The organism is Brevibacterium epidermidis NBRC 14811, from assembly GCF_001570805.1.
Lineage (GTDB): Bacteria > Actinomycetota > Actinomycetes > Actinomycetales > Brevibacteriaceae > Brevibacterium > Brevibacterium epidermidis.
On record NZ_BCSJ01000008.1, the window covers coordinates 40301 to 57641 of the forward strand.

A 17341-nucleotide genomic window follows, 5' to 3' on the forward strand; every position below is an offset into this window, starting at 1 on the left:
ATCAGTGTCGACGTCTTAGGGAGAAGAGCGGAAGAGCACGGAAAGAGGGTGTGGACAGCGTTTAGCCGTCCACACCCTCCAGGCGGCCGAGTCGCAGCGGCGTCCCCAAGTTCTGACGCTTGAGTGCACTGATGTTTGAGTGCACTGATGCGCGAGCGCTCAGTCGCTTGAGTGCTCTGACGCGTGAGTCGCGGAGCTACTGCAGCACGAGCGTGACGTCGAGCTTCTGTTCCTTCCCGCCGCGGACCACGGTGACCTCGACCGGAGTGTTCACCGGCTGAGCCCGGACGAGGGCGCGCAGGGCGATGGCGTTGTTGACCTTGGTCCCGGCCACCTCGATGATGTCGTCTCCGTCTTTGATTCCGGCCTTGGCAGCGGGGGATCCGCCAGCAACCGACTGCACCTTGGCACTGCCGCGGCTGATCCCGCCGCTGTTGATGTGCCCGTCGGTGAGCGTGATGCCGAGGAACGGATGCTGGGCCTTGCCGGAGGAGATGAGCTGGTCGGCGATCATCACGGCCTGGTTCGCGGGGATCGCGAAGCCGATGCCGATCGATCCGGACTGTCCGCCCTCGCTCTGACTCAGCGAAGCCGCCGCCGAGTTCACGCCGATGAACTCGCCATCACCGTTGACCAGCGGTCCACCCGAGTTGCCGGGGTTGATCGCCGCATCCGTCTGGATGGCGTTCGTGATCGTCATCTCCTTCTCCTGCGAGGACGCATCCTCGCCGATGTTCTCCGTCGACACCGGGCGGTCGAGCGCGGAGACGATGCCGGTGGTCACGGTGTTGGCCAGGCCGAGCGGATTGCCCAGTGCCATCACCGGATCGCCCACGGTCAGCTTCTTCGAATCGCCGATGACCAGCGGCTTCACACCGTCGGGCACCTGATCGAGTTTGATGACGGCGATATCGGTCGAGGGGTCGCGGCCGACGATCTTCGCCTCCGTCGTCTCACCGTTCTTCATGGTCACGGCGATCTCGCCGTCGGGGGTGTCCGCCGGAGCGACGACGTGGTTGTTCGTGATGACGTGGCCCTGATCGTCATACAGCGCCCCCGAGCCGAGCCCTTGGACCTGACCGCGGGTGCCGACCTGGATCGACATCACACTGTCCGAGCTCTTCTCTGCGACCTGCGTCCAGTCGGGAGTCTCGATCGTCTCCTCGGCAACCTTGCGCGGTTCCTCATTCTGCAACGCCGAAAGCGCATAGTTTCCGCCGAACGCGAGAGCCCCACCGAGGAGGGCGGCCACCAGTCCGATCGCGATCGTCGCGCCCCAACCGGGTCCTTTCTTCTCTCGCCGAGGCGGCTGCTGAGTTCCGTACGGACCAAACCCGTCCGGCCCGATCGGTCCACCGGGTCCGCCCGGTCCGGGCTGAGATCCGACGGCAGAGAATTCAGAGGAATAGGGTCCGGTACCGGGTGCCGCCGCATAGGCGTTGGAACCGGTTTGCTGGCCGGGGGCGTTCTGCTGACCCGGTCCGCCTGGTTGGCCCGGACCGCTTGGTTGGCCGGGTCCATTCTGTTGGTTCGGAGAGTTCGGGTACCCGGGGGCGTTCGGGTTGCCGGGACCTGCTGGATAGCCGGCGGAACCTGTCTGCTGAGAGTGCGATCCGGCGTAGTAGGCACCAGCACCGGCCGCCGCGGCTCCTGCGCCTGCCGCTGCTCCGGCTCCAGTGGCAGACGAGCCTGAACTGTTCTGCCCGTTCTGACCCGGGTACGACTGCGAACCGCTCTGCGGGGGCTGACCATACGGGGATTGGTGCTGTGGCTGATTCGGTTGGGCGTTCTGCTGACCCGGCTGCGGCTGGTTGCCGAAGTTGCTCTGGCCGCTTTGGTGTCCTGGATAGCCTGACTGGCCGCCCTGTTGTTGGCTTCTCGGCTGCTGACCACCTTGATGATGGCTGCCCGGCTGGTATGGAGAGGACTGCTGTCCATTCGGCTGATACGGCGATGCCTGTTGGGGGCGTGCTGACTGGCCGCCCTGCTGACCCTGCTGACCGTGCTGACCCTGCTGACCTGGCTGTCCGTCCTGTCGTCCGCCGACCTGCCCACCAGCTTGGCTGCCGGTTTGCCCGGCCCGCTGCCCACCCGGCTGGTAGGGGGAGGGCTGCTGGGACGGGGAGCCGCCTCGGTGAGGGGAACCGTCCACAGGGTTCTGCGCGTGAGTCGGCGAAACGTCGGGGCGTCGCTCGGGCGGTGCGACCGGTGGACTGACTCGGGCCGGGCCGTTGGGCTGAGAGGGGAAGGTGCGCGGAACCTCGGCGCCGGATCCGCGGTAGCCTCCGGCGGAGGGGCCGCGACGTCCTTCCGCAGGGGAAGCTCCCTCCTGATTCGCCGTTGGGTGCGGAGTCTGGTCGTCCGATCGGGACCTGCGGGACACCTCATCCGGATTCTGGGAGTCGTTGTTCTCGTTCATCGCTCATCCTTTCGTGTGTCCGCAGTGGTTTCGCCGTTGTCGGAGATGGGCAGGTCGATGCGGAACGTCGCACCGCCTCCCGGAGTTTCGTGGACGGAGATCGCACCGTGGTGGTTCTCCACGATCGCCTTGACGATCGACAGTCCGAGGCCCGATCCGCCGGTGTCCCTGGTCCGCGACACGTCGAGGCGGTAGAACCGTTCGAAGATGCGTGGAACTACCTCGGGGTCGATGCCTTCGCCGTGGTCCCTGACCTCGAAGCGGACCCGACCGTTGGGGAACCCGCGCAGGGATTCATCAACCGTGATCGAACCGGCCGCCGTGACATCGGGGACGATGTTCGCCGGCTCCGGGGTCTTGGACTCAGAGCCGGACTCGGGCGCGGTCGCTGGATCGGACTGCGACGAGGCCTGCGAATCGGCCGCTGCCTCAGACTGAGCACCGGACTGCAATCCTGACTGAGCTCCCGACGGAGTCCTCAGTTGCCCGTTGTGCTGCCCGCTTTCCTGCTCGTTGTTCGGGGTGGAATCCTGGGGCTCCACCTGACGTTCGGGCTGGGTGTCAGGTTGAGCGCTGGACCGAGGGTTCGGCTGGGTGTCGGCTTGGTCGTTTCCGGCGGAGTCGCCTCGGCGGAATATGCGGACCCCGCCGGTGACGAACCCGCGCTCACGCGGTTTGTCCTTCGTGCCGCTCTTGCTGTTGCGACCGTTCTGACCGCGGGCGCCGCCTTCACGGATCTCGCCGGTGTCTGCGGAGTCGGGGTCGACCGATTCGGGCAGACCGACGACGCCGACGGCGAATTCGATCGCTGTGTGTTCGGGGGTGTGGCGCACGGCGTTGCCGGCGAGGTTGACGATGACCTGGCGGATCTTCGACTCGGATCCGCGGATCATCGGCACCGGCTGGGCGTCCTCACCGTCGAGTCCGATGAAGCTGATATCGCGGTCCGGCGCCTGTGCCGCGGCATCGGCAGCGGCGTCTCGGACGACCTTGTGCAGGTCGATCGGACCGATTTCGGCGGCGCGCTGCTCGTCGAGTCGGGCGAGGACGACGAGATCGTCGACGAGGACGCCCATGCGTTTGGCCTCGGACTCCATCCGCTCCATCGCATTGGCAACGTCCTCGGACTTCGTGATCGCGCCCTGTCGGTACAGCTCCGCGTAACCGCGGATCGTGACCAGGGGAGTGCGCAGCTCGTGGGAGGCGTCGGAGACGAACTGGCGGATGCGCTTCTCCGACCGGGTCTGCCCGTCGAAGGAGTCCTCGATGCGTCCGAGCATCGTATTCAGCGCCGCCGACAGACGCCCGAGCTCGGTATTACGCGGATAGCTGGGCACACGTTGGGACAGGTCACCGGCGGCGATGCGGGAAGCGGTCTTCTCGATATCGCGCAGCGGCCGGAACGTGTTGTTGATCGCCCAATAGCCGACTCCGGCGACCATCGCCAGGGCCAGCAGGCCGATGCCGATCATCGTGTTCCGCGCCCGCTCGTTGATGTTGTCGACCTCACGGTCGAACGGCACTGCGATGGACACGAGCACGTCGGTGTTCTGCACCTTCATCGCCCGCGCCCGCCACTGCGAACTCGTTCCAGCGACGGTGAAGGGCTCGCCGCCGCGGGAATAGACTTCCTTCTCATCGATCTTCGGCAGGATCGGATGGTTCTGCGGCTCCGGGGCGACGGGATCGCGGATCGGGTCCCCGTTCGTGTCGTAGAACTGCACATAGAAGCCTCCCGGCAGGAGACTCTTGAGCTGATCCCAGGAATTCGAATCGATCGTCGTCGACGACGGCGCCTCCTCGGCGTCATCGTCCCCGGACTGGAGCTCGGCTGGTTGGAACACATCTTGGTAGGCCTGCTTCGCCAAGGTCTCCGAGGCGCTGATGAGTCGTTCATCGGTGCGCTGGACGAGGCTGTCGCGCAGGTTCTCCAACACCCAAGCGCTCGTCCCCGTAAGGACGAGCAGCATGAGTAGCATCATGATGGCCAGCAGCTTGGTGGTCAGGGACCATTCTTCCCAGAAGCCGGGACGGGAGGGACGGGATTCTATTGCCACGTATGTAATCTATCGTCCTTGCATGGACGACTACTTGGATTCCGGTGTGCGCAGCATGTAGCCGACCCCGCGCTTGGTCTGGATCATCGGCGTCCACTCCATCTCGACGGGGTGGCCGGCGGCATCCGTTTCCGGGGCGACGTCGATCTTGCGGCGCAGGTAGGAGATATAGGACTCGACGATTCCGGTGTCGCCGCCGAAGTCGTACTCCCACACGTGGTCGAGGATCTGCGACTTCGACAGGACACGGTTGGTGTTGAGCATGAGGTAGCGCAGCAGCTTGAACTCGGTGGGGGAGAGGTCGATGAGGATGCCGGAGCGGCGGACCTCGTGGGTGTCGTCGTCGAGTTCGAGGTCGCCCGCCACGATGACGGCGTTCTCTTCGTCCTCGAGGTTGCGGGTGCGGCGGAGGACGGCGCGGATGCGGGCGACGACCTCTTCGAGGCTGAAGGGCTTCGTCACGTAGTCGTCGCCGCCGACGGTCAGTCCGGTGATCTTGTCCGAGGTGTCGTCACGGGCGGTGAGGAACACGACGGGGGCGTTCATGCCGATCTGGCGCAGACGGCGGGTGACGGTGAAGCCGTCCATGTCTGGGAGCATGACGTCGAGGACGAGGAGGTCGACATCGGTCTGCTCGGCCAGGCGGAGCGCCTCGGCGCCGTTGGCGGCGGAGACGACGTCGAAGCCGGCGAAGCGGAGGCTGGTGGACAGGAGTTCGCGGATATTGGGCTCATCATCGACAACGAGCAGGGTGGCTTCGATGTCGGTGTCGTTCTGTGCTGTAGTCATGAATCCAGTCTGAGACCCATTCCTGGGAGTGGCCTGGAGGTTACCTGAATGCAAATGTGATGCGCATCACTGAAAAACTCTCAGGAAAGTCCTTTTGAGTCCCGCGTCGGGCATTCGTTCTCAGGAACGAAGGGCCGATTTCAGTGAAAAATGTGGCTGCGACCAGTTCGCGTTCAGAAATGCTCGCCGAGGCGGGTCCAGCTATGCGAGGGCGGCTCGACTGTCTTCGCGTTCGCCGAGGCGGTGGTGGGTGTTGGTGAGTTCTGCTCAGGTGGTGGGTTCAGCTCAGCGTGGACGCTGCGGGCGAGAGTCGGGAGGCATCGGGTAGATGGTGCGTGGTTGAGGTGCCGAATTCTCCTGGATCTCGCAGGGCGGGCGGATATCGAAGAGCTGTTGGGTAACAGCGAAGCGTCGGACCTTTTCGGGACGACGACGGTCATAGACCACCTGGCCGACGGTTCCCCGCAGCGACGGGCTCTGCTGAACGAGGTGACGGACCCACCGTCCGCGCCCCTTGTCGTCGACGAAATGAACAACGGTCAGGCTCGGACTCCTCGATTGGCTATTTGACCAGTCGTCGATGACGCGGCCTTCGGCCAAGCCGATGTGCGGAAACGGGGGCCTGCTGAGAATCGGATAGCGAGCCTTGCGGAAGGCGAGCAGGGAGACGGCGATGAGTCCGAGGCCAGCGGTAATCGAAACCACCCACCAGACCGGAGCGGCCTCGGCCATGGCTGGAACGAAGCCGAGGCCGAGCCCGGCACCGGCTCCGAGCGCAGCCAGCTGGTATCGGAAGAATCGGGACAGGCTGCCTCCGGTGCGGATGCGGCCGAGCGCGACGCGTACGAGCAGAAAGCTGACGGCGATGGAGATGGCGGCCACGAGTACTGCGAGGGTGCCGAAGAGGAGCTTCTGACCGAGCGGATCTGCGGGACCGATGGGGAGGAAGGCCATCGCTGAGGTGGCGAAGCCCGACGTCATTGTGACCGACATGGTGATGATGCCTGCAAGGCTGGCGGCGAGCTTGCGTCCGGCGGTGATGCGCAAGGGCTGAAGTGACATGGGTGGCTCCTCGGGTTAGTTGTGGGAGCCGGTGTCGGAGTGGCGGGCGCGGAAGGCCGCGACGTGTGTGCGGGTGGCGCAGCTGCCGGTATCGCAGAAGCGCTTCGAGCGATTGCGGCTGAAGTCGGCGAGGTAGGCGCGGCAGTCCTCGGCGGCACAGCGGCCGAGCCGGTCGAGGTCCCCGGAGCGGATGAGGTCGATGAGGACCAGAGCGACATCGGCGGCCACTCGGTCGGCCAGGCTGGCTTGAGCGCCGGTCGCGTGCAGGTGCCAGTCCCAGTGATCGTGTTTGACCAACTGCGGCACTGACCCCGAGTCGCTCAGTGTGAGATTGATCTCATCGACGACCGCGATCGTCCCCGCTTCGACCTCGTCATCGGTCTCGGCGTCGATGCTCGCATCCAGTGCTGCGGCGAATCTGCGGCGCAGTTCCAGGGTCTCGTCGACGTCGCTTCTGGTGGCGGTCAAAGGTCCGGAGAAGTCGTGCCGGGCCGCGAATTCGCGGAGTTTCGCGGTTGTCGTCAGTTCGTCGCCGCCGTCGGTGACGTCGCCGGAGGTGTTGAGGAGGTCGACGAGCATCGTGAGGTTCGCGCGAATGTCGTAGATGAAAGCCATGGTGAATATCATTCTGCCACAGGACGTAAGGACCAAAATGCACTTGACCCATTTCAATTTCAGGACCGATACTGAAACCGGCAACCGTCGGGCCGCCTCGGCGAGGGGATGATCCGGCACCGCATCATCCGCTCAACTTCGCACTGTCAACTCAACACTGCACCACCACCTCGGGGGCGTCTGTCCTCGTACGCCACTCAACGTTTCACCACATCAGGAGGTCAGGAATGAATCGCACCGTCATCGCAGGGTTCCTGCTCACTCTTGCCTCCGCGTTCTTCTTCGCGGTGTCGGGGCCGATCGCGAAGACGATGTACGCGATCGGGTGGACGCCGGGCGCGGTCGTGCTCATCCGCTTGGCCGGCTCTGCGGTCCTGCTGCTCATCCCCACCCTCATCGCACTGCGCGGACGGTGGGGCGAAGTGCTCACGCACTGGCGCACCGTCGTCACCTACGGCCTGGTGTCGATGGCCGGCGTCCAGGGATTCTATTTCGTCGCCGTCGAACACCTCACCGTGGCCGTGGCGCTGCTGCTGGAGATGACTGCGCCGATGCTCATCGTCTTCTGGATCTGGGCGCGGACGCGGACCCGGCCGGCGACCGTGACCTTCATCGGAGTCGTCGTCTCGATGTTCGGGCTCCTGCTCGTGCTCAACCTGCGCGGATCCTCGATCAGCATCTTCGGCGTGGTCATGGCGATGGCCGCCGCTGTCTGCCTGGCCAGCTATTTCCTCGTCTCGGCGAAGGACACGATCACGATCCCGCCGGTCGCGCTGACCGGTCTGGGCATGGGCATCGGGGCGCTGGCGATGTCGGTCATCGTGCTCGCCGGCGTCATGCCGTGGAACGCGGTGACGGCCGACGTCGACTTCGGCGGAGTGTCGATGTCGTGGGTCGTGCCGATGGCGATGATCGTCGTCTTCACCGTCGGCGCGTACATCACCGGGATCCTGGGCCTGCGCTATGTCGGGGCGACCGTCGGATCGTTCGTCAACCTCGTCGAGGTTCCGTTCTCCGTCATCGTCGCCTGGCTGGTCCTCTTCGAAATGCCCGCCCCGATCCAGCTCTTCGGCGGAGTCTTCATCCTCGGCGGAGTCGGGTTCATCAAGTGGGGCGAGTCCCGCCTGGCCCGCCGAGTCGCCCGCCGCGAGGTCGTCGCCACCTCCGAACCCTCCCTCATCACTACCTAACTACTACCTGACGGGGGCTCAGATACCTGGCGCGAGGTTGCTGGGCCGCCGTCAGGTAGTAATAAGGGGTGTCAGCGGACTTCGATGCTGTAGCTGTAGCCCTGTTCGGTGAGGAAGCGGCGGCGCTGAGCGGCGAAATGCTCATCGACGGTGTCGGCGGCGACCACCGTGTAGAACGTGGCCGAACCCTGATCTTCCTTCGGGCGCAGAATCCGTCCGAGGCGCTGGGCCTCCTCCTGCCGGGATCCGAATGCTCCGGAGACCTGGATCGCCACCGAGGCGGCCGGCAGGTCCACAGAGAAGTTCGCGACCTTCGAGACGACGAGCACTGGGATCTCGCCGGACCGGAACTCGCGGAAGAGCTCCTGGCGCACCGATTCTGGAGTCTGTCCGGTGAGCACGGGCGCACCGAGTTCGGCTCCGATCTCCTCGAGCTGATCGAGATACTGACCGATGACGAGGATCTGCGCATCCGGATGATCGGCGACGAGCTCGGACACGATCGGCAGCTTCGCATCCGACGTCGCCGCCAACCGGTACCGGTCCTCACCGTCGGCGCGGGCATACGCGGTTCTAGTTCCGCCGTCGAGGCGGACGCGGACTTCCTGGCAGGCCGCCGAGGCGATATACCCGAGTCGTTCGAGTTCCTTCCACGGCACTTCGTACTGCTTGGGTCCGATGAGGGAGAAAACCTCGTCCTCGCGTCCGTCCTCACGCACCAGCGTCGCGGTCAGTCCGAGGCGACGACGAGCCTGGAGGCTGGCCGTCAGCCGGAAGATCGGCGCGGGCAGGAGGTGCACCTCGTCATAGATGACCAGGCCCCAGTCCTTGGCATCGAGGAGTTCGAGGTGGAGGTACGAGCCCTTCCGCCGGGTGGTGAGCACCTGGTAGGTGGCGATGGTGATCGGGCGGATCTCCTTCGTGGACCCCGAATATTCGCCGACTTCGTCTTCGGTCAGGGTGGTGCGGCGCAGGATCTCGTCCTTCCACTGCTTGGCCGAGACCGAGTTCGTGACGAGAATGAGCGTCGTCGTCTGCACACGCGACATCGTGGCGACACCGACGATCGTCTTCCCGGCACCACACGGCAGAACGACGACCCCGGATTCTCCGGACAGCGACTGGTCGATGGCCTGCTTCTGGTAGTCGCGCAGGTGCCACTGACCGCCGTGGGCATCATCGGACAGCGCGATCTCGTGGGCCTCGCCATCGACATAGCCAGCATGATCGGAGACCGGGTGGCCCAACTGGAGCAACGCGTGCTTGAGTTCGCCGCGCTCGGACGGGTGGACCAGGACGGATTCGGCATCGATGCGTTTGCCGAACTTTCCGACGAGATCGGGCTGGCCGACGAGCTCGTCGAGCAGTCCCGTCTCCGTTGCGGTCAGGGTCAGCCCGTGGATCGGATGGTCGATGAGCGTGAGCACACCGAAACGGTCCATGATGTCGACGATGTCGACGAGGAGTTCGTGCGGGACCGGGTACTTCGCGAATTCGAGGAGCACGTCGACGACGGATTCGGCATCATGACCGCTGGCGCGTGCGTTCCACAGTCCCAGCGGAGTGATCTCATAGGTGTGGATGTACTCCGGGGTCCGCGACAGCTGTGCGAACGGGGCGATCGCCACGGCCGCCTCGACGGCGAGGGGATGTCCCGATTCCAGCAGCACAGTCCGATCGGACTGCACGATCAACGGACCATTCATTCAATACTTCCCTTCCGAAGTGTGATGACACCAGAGGACACAACACGTCCATCACCCCGATTGTTCCCGCTCCGAGCTACCTGACGGGGGCCCAGATACGTGGCGCCAGGTTGCTGGGACGCCGTCAGGTAGCAATTAGGGGGAGGGGGTGACGGAGACGATGCGGGCGACGGACAGGGAGGCCTCGGCTCCGGTGGTCGTCACCACTCCGCGGACTCGGCCGGCGTTGAGGGTGGCCGGCAGCATCTCGATCGTCCGCTCCTTGCCCTGCGAATCCGCGATCCGGATGAGCACGCGCTGCTTCGCCTCCGCGGCCTCCCGCAGCCGGTCCATATGTCCCAAGGGCTCGTCCGTGCTCGTCTGCGCGGCCGCCGCAGCCGGCGCCGAACGCAGGATCCGCATGTACTCGCCGAGGTGGCCGTCACTGACCCGCGGACGTCGCCTGACGCTGACCTCGGGTTCCGATTCCGTGATCACCCGACGCTTGCGCACCGGTCCGGCCGCCGAATGCAGCAGAGCATGATGATCCCCGGCCTCGAGCAGATGCATCGTCCGCTCCGGGCCGAGTTGAGAGATCGCCACCGTCGGGGCCAGACGTTCGAGACCGGCCGGCATCATGGCCTGATCGGAGAGGATGACATCGAGGTCGACTGGATCGTCGACGATGAGCACCGCCCGAGCTCCGGCCACGCGCACCCGCCGCAGCTTCGACGCCGTGTTCTGCACGAGGAACTCCAAGGTCGACGGCAGCTCTTCGGCACTGATCTCGGCGAGTTCGGCCAAGGCCTCCTCCGGAGTGAGGCCGGCTTGCATCGTGTCTTCGATGGTCTCGGCGTCGATGCGATAGACGGTGCCCTGACCGCGAGCCTCGACGACGGCGTACTTGCGCAGAATATGGTGGACCCGCGGTTCGATCGGGCCCGTGGCCACGGCGGTGAGATCGGACTGGATGAGCACGGTGTCGACCTCGGCACCGAGGCCCTCGGTGACCGCGGCGATGACATCCCCGGGTACGGTCAGAGCCTCGACGGACACGCCCAGCGGCAGGATCGAGGGGTCCTGCTCGGCATGCTCGGCCATCGCCCGATCCAGTCCCGCGGCCAGGCGGAGGCCGAACCGGCTCGGCCCGAAATGATCCGGCTGCTGCAGCGGCGTCGTCGCCAGCCCGAAGGTGACGCACGTGTGGAGAACGGCCTCGGTCATCGCAAACTCGTGTGCTGGCAGCAGCGGGTGGCGTCGCAGAACCTCGGCATGGATCCACCCTGCCGACCGTGCCGAACCCAGACCGATGTCGTGGAGCACCGAGAGTACGGCGAAGCGCAGCAGCGGCATCGCCGGCACCGACAGTCCGTACCCCTTGAACAGGGACTTCTTCGGGGTTGTGAGCACGGTGAGGCGTTCGTTCTCACTCGCCCCGGCCGCCAGCTGAGTGACATCGAGCAGTTCGCGCAGCCATGCCCCGACCAACGCCGCCCACAGTTCGGCACGATCACCGGCGAGAACGGAATCGGCATCGTCGGCGGCCGTCCACTGCGGATCGAGCGCATCGTCGAGGACCCCGATGAGGTGCAGGGACTTCGCCGCCTGCAGCAGGGTGATCGTCTGCTCGAGGTTGAGTTCGAGAGTGCGAGCGAGCCGGGAGACATCCCGTTTCGAGATGCCGCCGCTGGTCAGCCGGGAGATCGGGGAGGCGGCGAGCTCATCGACGAGTCCGCGCAGAGACGAGATGACCTCGGCCACTGCGGCCTGTTCGCTGTTGTGGATGAGCGGCTGGCCGATCGTGGCCGTGGACGAATCGATTGCGGACCCAGCGATCTGCCACGGGTAGGCCCGGGAGGATTCGGCCGCCGAGGTCGGCAATAGGGTGATGGCCTCCGACTGGATCTTCCAGACGCCCGCAGCCGCAGTCCCACCAGACCTGCCAGACCCACCAGCACCCGCGTCCTCATCGGCCGGCCATGCCAGGCCGAGGTCGCGCAGTCGGGGGAGGGCCACCTCGGTGAGGGTGGGGTCGAGATGCGGATTGCCCGTGATCTCGATTTCGGGTTTCGTCCGGGCCGCCTTGGCCAAGGAGATGAAGACCTCGAGCGTCTGCGCATCGAGGGCTTCGATGCCGCGGGAGACCCCGATGCGTGAGGACGCGGCCGCGGCCAGGGCCGCCATCGTCGGGGACTCGGGTTGGAGGAGGTCGCGTCGGGTCCGGACGAAGGACTCGAAGTCGGCATCTGCACTGTGGGACAGCCACTGGCTGAAGGTCATTGACATCGCAGATCAGTCTATCGCGAGGGGTACAATGGAGGGGCAGAACAGGATCACAGATCGGACGGAAGGACGCGCATTGTCAGCCACTCGAGTCGACACGACCATCGTCGTCGCCGCGGTTGCCGCCGCAGCCATCGGGGCGCTCGGCCTCATCGGCGTCCTCGGCCAAGCGTGGATGGGACAAACGCCCAGTTCGCTGCTGACCTACCTGCCCATGATCCTCGTGCCCATCGCCATCATCCTGGCCTGCGTGGCCATGATCAGAGCCGCCATGCGTCGCAGACAGACCGGGGTGGGCCACCGCTGAAACCATCACTCATGCCGCTCATCCCGCCGGTGCGGGGACGGGCATGAGCCACGCCCGCACAGTGTGATCCAGGCGGGGCGGATCCCCACCTCGCCGAGGCGACCGACCACCTCAGTGCGCACGTGCCCGTGATCTCCCGCCACCGACAAGGCTCCCACCAGCACGGTGTGTACGGTCCTCGCTGTTGAGCGAGATCCAGAGATCACATCCTGCACGATCACGGCAGCCCTCGCCATCCACGTCAGCACAGTCTGACCGACACACCGCCCGCCTCAGCGGGCACCACACGTTGAGCCCGCCACCGCGGGTACGACCAGACAGAAAGGACATCATGCCCACCGGACGCGTGAAATGGTTCGATGCCGACAAGGGCTTCGGCTTCGTCATCGCCGAGGACGGCTCGCAGGCCTTCCTCCATTCCTCCGTGCTGCCTGAGGGACTCGAAGTCACCAAGGGCACCCGACTCGAATACGATGTCGTCGATTCCCGCCGCGGAGCACAGGTGCTCAAGGCCCGCCCCGTGAACACTCCGGGCAAAGTTGCCAAGGCCCGCCGACGTCCGGCCGTGGACATGGCAGTTATGGTTGAAGATGTCATCAAAGTATTGGATGACCTCAACAACGGACTGCAGCACGGCCGTTATCCGGACCCCACCCATGGGAACAAGGTCGCCAGCCTGCTGCGGGCGATTGCCGACGATTTGGAGTCCTGATGTCATCACTGTTCAGTGATTGGCTGGCCCGGCAGACCGCCGCGCCCGCCGAGAACGACGCCGAGCAGACCACCGAGGCGACCGCAGGCGTAGACGCGCCCGCCGCGGGTGAGACGACCGCCGCTGGAAGTGCGGTCGCTGGGGATTCCGGCACGACCGCCTCGGCGAAGGAATCGAAGACCGGCCGTGGCCGGTCGGGCACGGAGAAAGTCGTCCTTGACACCCAGCTGGCCGCGGCGATCGACATCGCCCGCTCCGCCATCACCGAGGTGGCCGGCACTTCCGTCGTCGGCGAACACCTGGGAACGGTGGCCGAAGCGACCCGCCTGGTCACCCACTACTTCGTGTGCACCGACCCGACCTACCGCGGTTGGCGGTGGGTGGCTGTGCTCGCCCGCGCCCCGCGCGCGAAGAAGGTCACGGTCTGCGAAACCGCACTGCTGCCCGGGCCCGACGCCCTCGTCGCCCCCGAATGGGTGCCGTGGGAGGAACGACTCGAGCCCGGCGATATGGGTCCGCGTGACACACTGCCGAAGCTCGACCAGGACCCGAACCTGCAGCCGGGTTTCCAGCAGACCGAGGACAATGCGGCGGACAACGTCGACCAGATCGCGAACTTCGAGTTCGGTCTCGGACGTGAACGCGTGCTCTCCTCCGACGGGCTCTCGGCCGCGGCCAGCCGCTGGGCCGATTCGGACGCCGGTCCCGATGGCGAATTCGCCTCCCGGGCGTCGGCGAACTGCGGCAGCTGCGGCTACCTCATGCCGATCGCCGGATCGCTGCGACAGAAGTTCGGTGTCTGCGCCAACGAATGGTCACCATTCGACGGCCGCGTCGTCGGACTCCAATCCGGCTGCGGAGCGCACTCGGAGACGGACGTGCGCAAGCCCGACCATGAGCCCGCAGAAGCCGTCGTCGACGACTACTCCGGCGAACTCGAGTTCCAGGAGGGCTGACACACTCGATGTCCCAGACGTTCCGGTCGCTTTCGGAGCCGAACTACCGGCACTGGTTCGCTGGTGCCCTGATCTCCAACACCGGAACGTGGATGCAGCGCACGGCTCAGGACTGGATCGTCCTGACCATGCTCACGGACAACAACGCCTCGGCGCTGGGCTTCACCATGGCTCTGCAGCTGGGGCCGCAGCTCATCATGTTCCCGTTCGCGGGCAACCTCGTCGACAAGTTCGACAAACGACGGCTGCTCATGGTCACACAGGCGCTGCTGGGATTCATCGGTCTCATCCTCTTTGCTCTGACCATCACCGACGTCATCGTCCTGTGGCACGTCTACGTGCTCGCGTTCACGCTCGGAATGCTCACGACTCTGGACAACCCGGCCCGGCAGGCCTTCGTCTCCGAACTCGTCGGTGAGAAGCTGCTGCCGAATGCCGTCAGCCTCAACTCGGCGTCGTTCAACGGCGCCCGCATGATCGGCCCGGCCGTCGCAGGTGTGCTCACCGCACTCATCGGCGCCGGTCCCGTGTTCCTCATCAGCGGCCTCGGGTTCGCGGCGACGCTCACGGTGCTCATCCGCCTCGACAAGTCGAAGCTGCATCCCTCCGGTCGGCGCGGCAAGGGCGGAGTGCTCGGCGGACTGAAATACCTGCGCAGGCGCCCGGACATCACGGTCGTGCTCGTCGTGCTGTTCATCGTCGCGACCTTCGGATTCAACTTCAACATCTACACGGCGACGATGGCGAAGATCGAGTTCGGCAAGGACGCCAGCGGCTTCGGTCTGCTCAACTCCGTCATGGCCATCGGATCCGTGACCGGAGCGCTCGCCTCGGCCAGACGCGAGAAACCCCGACTGCGGTTCATCTTCGGCGCCGCCGGCGGATTCGGTGTGGCCGTCGGAGTGGCATCGCTGATGCCGAACTACTATCTCTTCGCCGCCTCGCTGATGTTCGTCGGCTTCGCCTCGCTGACGATGATGACCTCGGCGAATGCGTATGTGCAGACGACCACGGCCGCGAACTACCGCGGCCGAGTGATGGCAATCTACGCGGCCGTCGTCATGGGCGGCACCCCGATCGGAGCACCCCTGGCCGGATGGGTCGCCGACACCTTCGGACCGCGGATGGCACTCGTCGTCGGAGCCGCCTCGGGGATCATCGCCTTCGCCGTGGGACTGCTGTGGATGGTCACGGCCAAGGATCTGCGCCTCCACCGGGATCCGAAGTCGCGGATCCGGCTGCACATGAGCTATCACGGCCGTCCGCCGGGACACAGCGGACACTGACGGCGACTGGTCGGCACTCGGCGGGCCCGGAGGTTCGTGTCATAGAATTTCGGTCGACCGCCTCGGCGAGGGATTCGAGGGTCGCCCAAAGGAAACGGACGGACTGTGACAACTGACATCATCACCTCGGCGCTCGTGGGCCTGGCGATCCTCGTCGGCTGCCTGGGCATCATCGTGCCGGTGCTGCCCGGGTCGATTCTCATCGCCATCGCGGTGCTCATCTGGGCGATCATCATCGGCGGACCGGCCGCGTGGATCATCTTCGCCATCGTCGCCGTGTTCGTCGCGGCCGGAATGAGCGCCTCACTCGTGCTCACCGGTCGCAAGCTGAAATCCATGCAGGTGCCGAACTCCTCGGTGCTGCTGGGCGGGGTGCTCGCCATCATCGGCTTCTTCGTCATCCCCGTGCTCGGCCTGCCCATCGGCTTCGTCGGCGGCCTCTACCTCGCCGAATACTCTCGGCTCAAGGATGGGAAGACGGCGTGGAACTCCAGCTGGGAGTCGATCAAGGCGATCGGCCTCGGCGCTGCCATCGAATTCGCCCTCGCCATGCTCGCCGCCATCACTTTCGGCATCGGCGTGCTCATCCACTTCTTCGCCTGAGGGCTGTGCTGCGGCTGACGGCTGTTCTGCACCTGCCAACGCATCCGACACACAAAGTGCCATAACGCCCCGTTGCCACGGGAGGTTATGGCACTAAGTGGAGGAATTGCGCGGACGGCGCGCCGCTCGTTACTTCAGGGCGTCGATGACGTAGTCGATGCAGGCCAGAAGCGCCCGCACATCGTCGGGGTCGACGGAGACGAAGGTCGCGATGCGCAGCTGGTTGCGGCCGAGCTTGCGGTAGGGCTCGACATCGACGACGCCATTGGCGCGCAGCACCTTGGCCACAGCAGCAGCATCGACCGACTCGTCGAAGTCGACGGTGGCGACAACGGATGAACGATCGGCCGGTTCGACGACGTAGGGGTGGGTCGCCTCGGCGGATTCAGCCCAGTCGTAGACGAGCCCGGAGGACTCAGCGGTCCGCTCGGTTGCCCAGGTCAGGCCGCCGTTGCCGTTGATCCATTCGATCTGCTCGGCAAGCAGCAGCAGGGTCGCTACGGCCGGGGTGTTGTAGGTCTGATCCTTGGCCGAGTTCTCGACCGCGGTGACGAGATCGAGCGAGGTCGGGATCCAGCGTCCGGAGTCCTTGATCTCCTGCGCGCGGGCGATCGCGCGCGGCGACATGATCGCTACCCATAGGCCGCCGTCGGAGCCCATGTTCTTCTGCGGAGCGAAGTAGTAGACGTCGGTCTCGGCGATGTCGACGGCCAGCCCGCCGGCGCCGGAGGTGGCATCGATGACGACGAGGGCATCCTCGGCGATTCCGGCCGGACGCTTGATCTGGGTGGCCACACCGGTCGAGGTCTCATTGTGGGGCCATGCGAAGACGTCGGCGGCGGATTCTCCGGTGGCCGCCTCGGCGGGGGAGGAGACGAGACCGGCCTCAGCCAGGGCCTCGGGCGTGGGGATCGCAGCCGTGCCGGGTTCGGCGTTGAGGATAAGGGAAGACTTCAGGTGCGGGGCGGTGTCGGTGGCCTTCGCGAACTTCTGACCGAACTCGCCGAAGGTCGCATGCGCGGCCCGCTCACGGACGAGGCCGAAGGCCGCGACGTCCCAGAACACGGTGGACCCGCCGTTGCCGAGCACCACTTCATAGCCCTCGGGCAGGCTGAACAGATCGGCCAGTCCGGAGCGGATGCGGCCGACGAGGTTCTTCACCGGCGCCTGGCGGTGGCTGGTGCCGAGCACCTCGGTCGCGGCCGAGGTCAGCGCCTCGATCTGGGCAGGACGGATGCGGGCCGGGCCGGACCCGAAGCGTCCGTCGGCGGGCAGAAGGTCGTTCGGGATCTCAATATTCGTCGCAGTCACGCTCGATATTCTACGGCGGGCCCCCTCGGCGTCCGGGACCGGTCCGTCATGTGACGGCGACGCGCA

14 protein-coding genes are annotated in these 17341 nt (G+C 65.7%); 6 read left to right on the top strand and 8 right to left on the bottom strand.

Translation table 11 applies throughout. From position 1 onward, the window contains the following. Window positions 1–196: 196 nt before the first annotated feature. The 5 genes from BEP01S_RS16775 to BEP01S_RS05745 form a co-directional block, all read right to left on the bottom strand. The gene (locus BEP01S_RS16775; RefSeq protein WP_157070527.1) at window positions 197–2419 is read right to left on the bottom strand and encodes a trypsin-like peptidase domain-containing protein; all 2223 of its coding nucleotides are present in this window, start codon (window positions 2417–2419) and stop codon (window positions 197–199) included. Beyond that, complete coding sequence (locus tag BEP01S_RS05730; protein ID WP_062241341.1) at window positions 2416–4476, bottom strand: HAMP domain-containing sensor histidine kinase; 2061 nt, start codon at window positions 4474–4476, stop codon at window positions 2416–2418. The genes BEP01S_RS16775 and BEP01S_RS05730 overlap by 4 nt, the downstream gene beginning before the upstream one ends. A gap of 30 nt (window positions 4477–4506) precedes the next feature. Then, window positions 4507–5265 (bottom strand): response regulator transcription factor, encoded by a 759-nt coding sequence (locus tag BEP01S_RS05735; protein ID WP_062241342.1) that lies wholly within the window; start codon window positions 5263–5265, stop codon window positions 4507–4509. A 285-nt stretch (window positions 5266–5550) separates the two neighbouring features. Continuing rightward, window positions 5551–6327, bottom strand: a complete 777-nt coding sequence (locus BEP01S_RS05740) for a hypothetical protein (protein ID WP_062241344.1) — start codon at window positions 6325–6327, stop codon at window positions 5551–5553. A 15-nt stretch (window positions 6328–6342) separates the two neighbouring features. Further along, window positions 6343–6942 carry a CGNR zinc finger domain-containing protein gene (locus tag BEP01S_RS05745; RefSeq protein ID WP_062241346.1) on the bottom strand — a complete coding sequence of 200 codons (600 nt, stop codon included), beginning with the start codon at window positions 6940–6942 and terminating at the stop codon, window positions 6343–6345. 227 nt (window positions 6943–7169) lie between these two features. Here BEP01S_RS05745 and BEP01S_RS05750 point away from each other — a divergent pair, with 227 nt between their 5' ends. Beyond that, a complete protein-coding gene (locus BEP01S_RS05750) occupies window positions 7170–8132 on the top strand; it encodes an EamA family transporter (RefSeq protein ID WP_039208514.1) in 963 nt (320 codons plus the stop codon). Window positions 8133–8203: 71 nt separating this feature from the next. On the opposite strand, the gene BEP01S_RS05755 is transcribed toward BEP01S_RS05750, so the two are convergent. Together BEP01S_RS05755 and BEP01S_RS05760 are read right to left on the bottom strand one after the other, a co-directional pair. After that, window positions 8204–9838 (bottom strand): DNA repair helicase XPB, encoded by a 1635-nt coding sequence (locus tag BEP01S_RS05755; RefSeq protein WP_062241349.1) that lies wholly within the window; start codon window positions 9836–9838, stop codon window positions 8204–8206. A gap of 135 nt (window positions 9839–9973) precedes the next feature. After that, window positions 9974–12103, bottom strand: coding sequence for a helicase-associated domain-containing protein (locus BEP01S_RS05760; RefSeq protein ID WP_083532578.1), 2130 nt, complete (start codon window positions 12101–12103; stop codon window positions 9974–9976). A gap of 73 nt (window positions 12104–12176) precedes the next feature. On the opposite strand from BEP01S_RS05760, the gene BEP01S_RS05765 reads away from it, so the two are divergent. The 5 genes from BEP01S_RS05765 to BEP01S_RS05785 all read left to right on the top strand — a co-directional run bounded on the left by BEP01S_RS05765 (window position 12177) and on the right by BEP01S_RS05785 (window position 15964). Then, on the top strand, window positions 12177–12407 hold the full coding sequence (locus tag BEP01S_RS05765) for a hypothetical protein (RefSeq protein WP_039208523.1): 231 nt from the start codon (window positions 12177–12179) through the stop codon (window positions 12405–12407). Window positions 12408–12738: 331 nt separating this feature from the next. Then, a complete protein-coding gene (locus tag BEP01S_RS05770; RefSeq protein WP_039208526.1) occupies window positions 12739–13119 on the top strand; it encodes a cold-shock protein in 381 nt (126 codons plus the stop codon). Next, the gene (locus BEP01S_RS05775; RefSeq protein ID WP_062241354.1) at window positions 13119–14075 is read left to right on the top strand and encodes a DUF3027 domain-containing protein; all 957 of its coding nucleotides are present in this window, start codon (window positions 13119–13121) and stop codon (window positions 14073–14075) included. The genes BEP01S_RS05770 and BEP01S_RS05775 overlap by 1 nt, the downstream gene beginning before the upstream one ends. An 8-nt stretch (window positions 14076–14083) precedes the next feature. Continuing rightward, window positions 14084–15361 carry an MFS transporter gene (locus BEP01S_RS05780; protein ID WP_062241356.1) on the top strand — a complete coding sequence of 426 codons (1278 nt, stop codon included), beginning with the start codon at window positions 14084–14086 and terminating at the stop codon, window positions 15359–15361. A 105-nt stretch (window positions 15362–15466) separates the two neighbouring features. After that, window positions 15467–15964 (top strand): DUF456 domain-containing protein, encoded by a 498-nt coding sequence (locus BEP01S_RS05785; RefSeq protein WP_062241359.1) that lies wholly within the window; start codon window positions 15467–15469, stop codon window positions 15962–15964. 129 nt (window positions 15965–16093) lie between these two features. Here BEP01S_RS05785 and serC read toward each other — a convergent pair whose 3' ends face one another. Continuing rightward, the gene (gene serC / locus BEP01S_RS05790) at window positions 16094–17275 is read right to left on the bottom strand and encodes a phosphoserine transaminase (protein WP_062241361.1); all 1182 of its coding nucleotides are present in this window, start codon (window positions 17273–17275) and stop codon (window positions 16094–16096) included. Window positions 17276–17341: the final 66 nt, after the last annotated feature.

What these genes read in the sequence shown, in the direction of transcription:
- BEP01S_RS16775 (WP_157070527.1), bottom strand. Translation starts at nt 2,419, where the DNA reads ATGAACGAGAACAACGACTCCCAGAATCCGGATGAGGTGTCCCGCAGG.
- BEP01S_RS05735 (WP_062241342.1), bottom strand. Translation starts at nt 5,265, where the DNA reads ATGACTACAGCACAGAACGACACCGACATCGAAGCCACCCTGCTCGTT.
- BEP01S_RS05740 (WP_062241344.1), bottom strand. Translation starts at nt 6,327, where the DNA reads ATGTCACTTCAGCCCTTGCGCATCACCGCCGGACGCAAGCTCGCCGCC.
- BEP01S_RS05745 (WP_062241346.1), bottom strand. Translation starts at nt 6,942, where the DNA reads ATGGCTTTCATCTACGACATTCGCGCGAACCTCACGATGCTCGTCGAC.
- BEP01S_RS05750 (WP_039208514.1), top strand. Translation starts at nt 7,170, where the DNA reads ATGAATCGCACCGTCATCGCAGGGTTCCTGCTCACTCTTGCCTCCGCG.
- BEP01S_RS05755 (WP_062241349.1), bottom strand. Translation starts at nt 9,838, where the DNA reads ATGAATGGTCCGTTGATCGTGCAGTCCGATCGGACTGTGCTGCTGGAA.
- BEP01S_RS05760 (WP_083532578.1), bottom strand. Translation starts at nt 12,103, where the DNA reads ATGTCAATGACCTTCAGCCAGTGGCTGTCCCACAGTGCAGATGCCGAC.
- BEP01S_RS05770 (WP_039208526.1), top strand. Translation starts at nt 12,739, where the DNA reads ATGCCCACCGGACGCGTGAAATGGTTCGATGCCGACAAGGGCTTCGGC.
- BEP01S_RS05775 (WP_062241354.1), top strand. Translation starts at nt 13,119, where the DNA reads ATGTCATCACTGTTCAGTGATTGGCTGGCCCGGCAGACCGCCGCGCCC.
- BEP01S_RS05780 (WP_062241356.1), top strand. Translation starts at nt 14,084, where the DNA reads ATGTCCCAGACGTTCCGGTCGCTTTCGGAGCCGAACTACCGGCACTGG.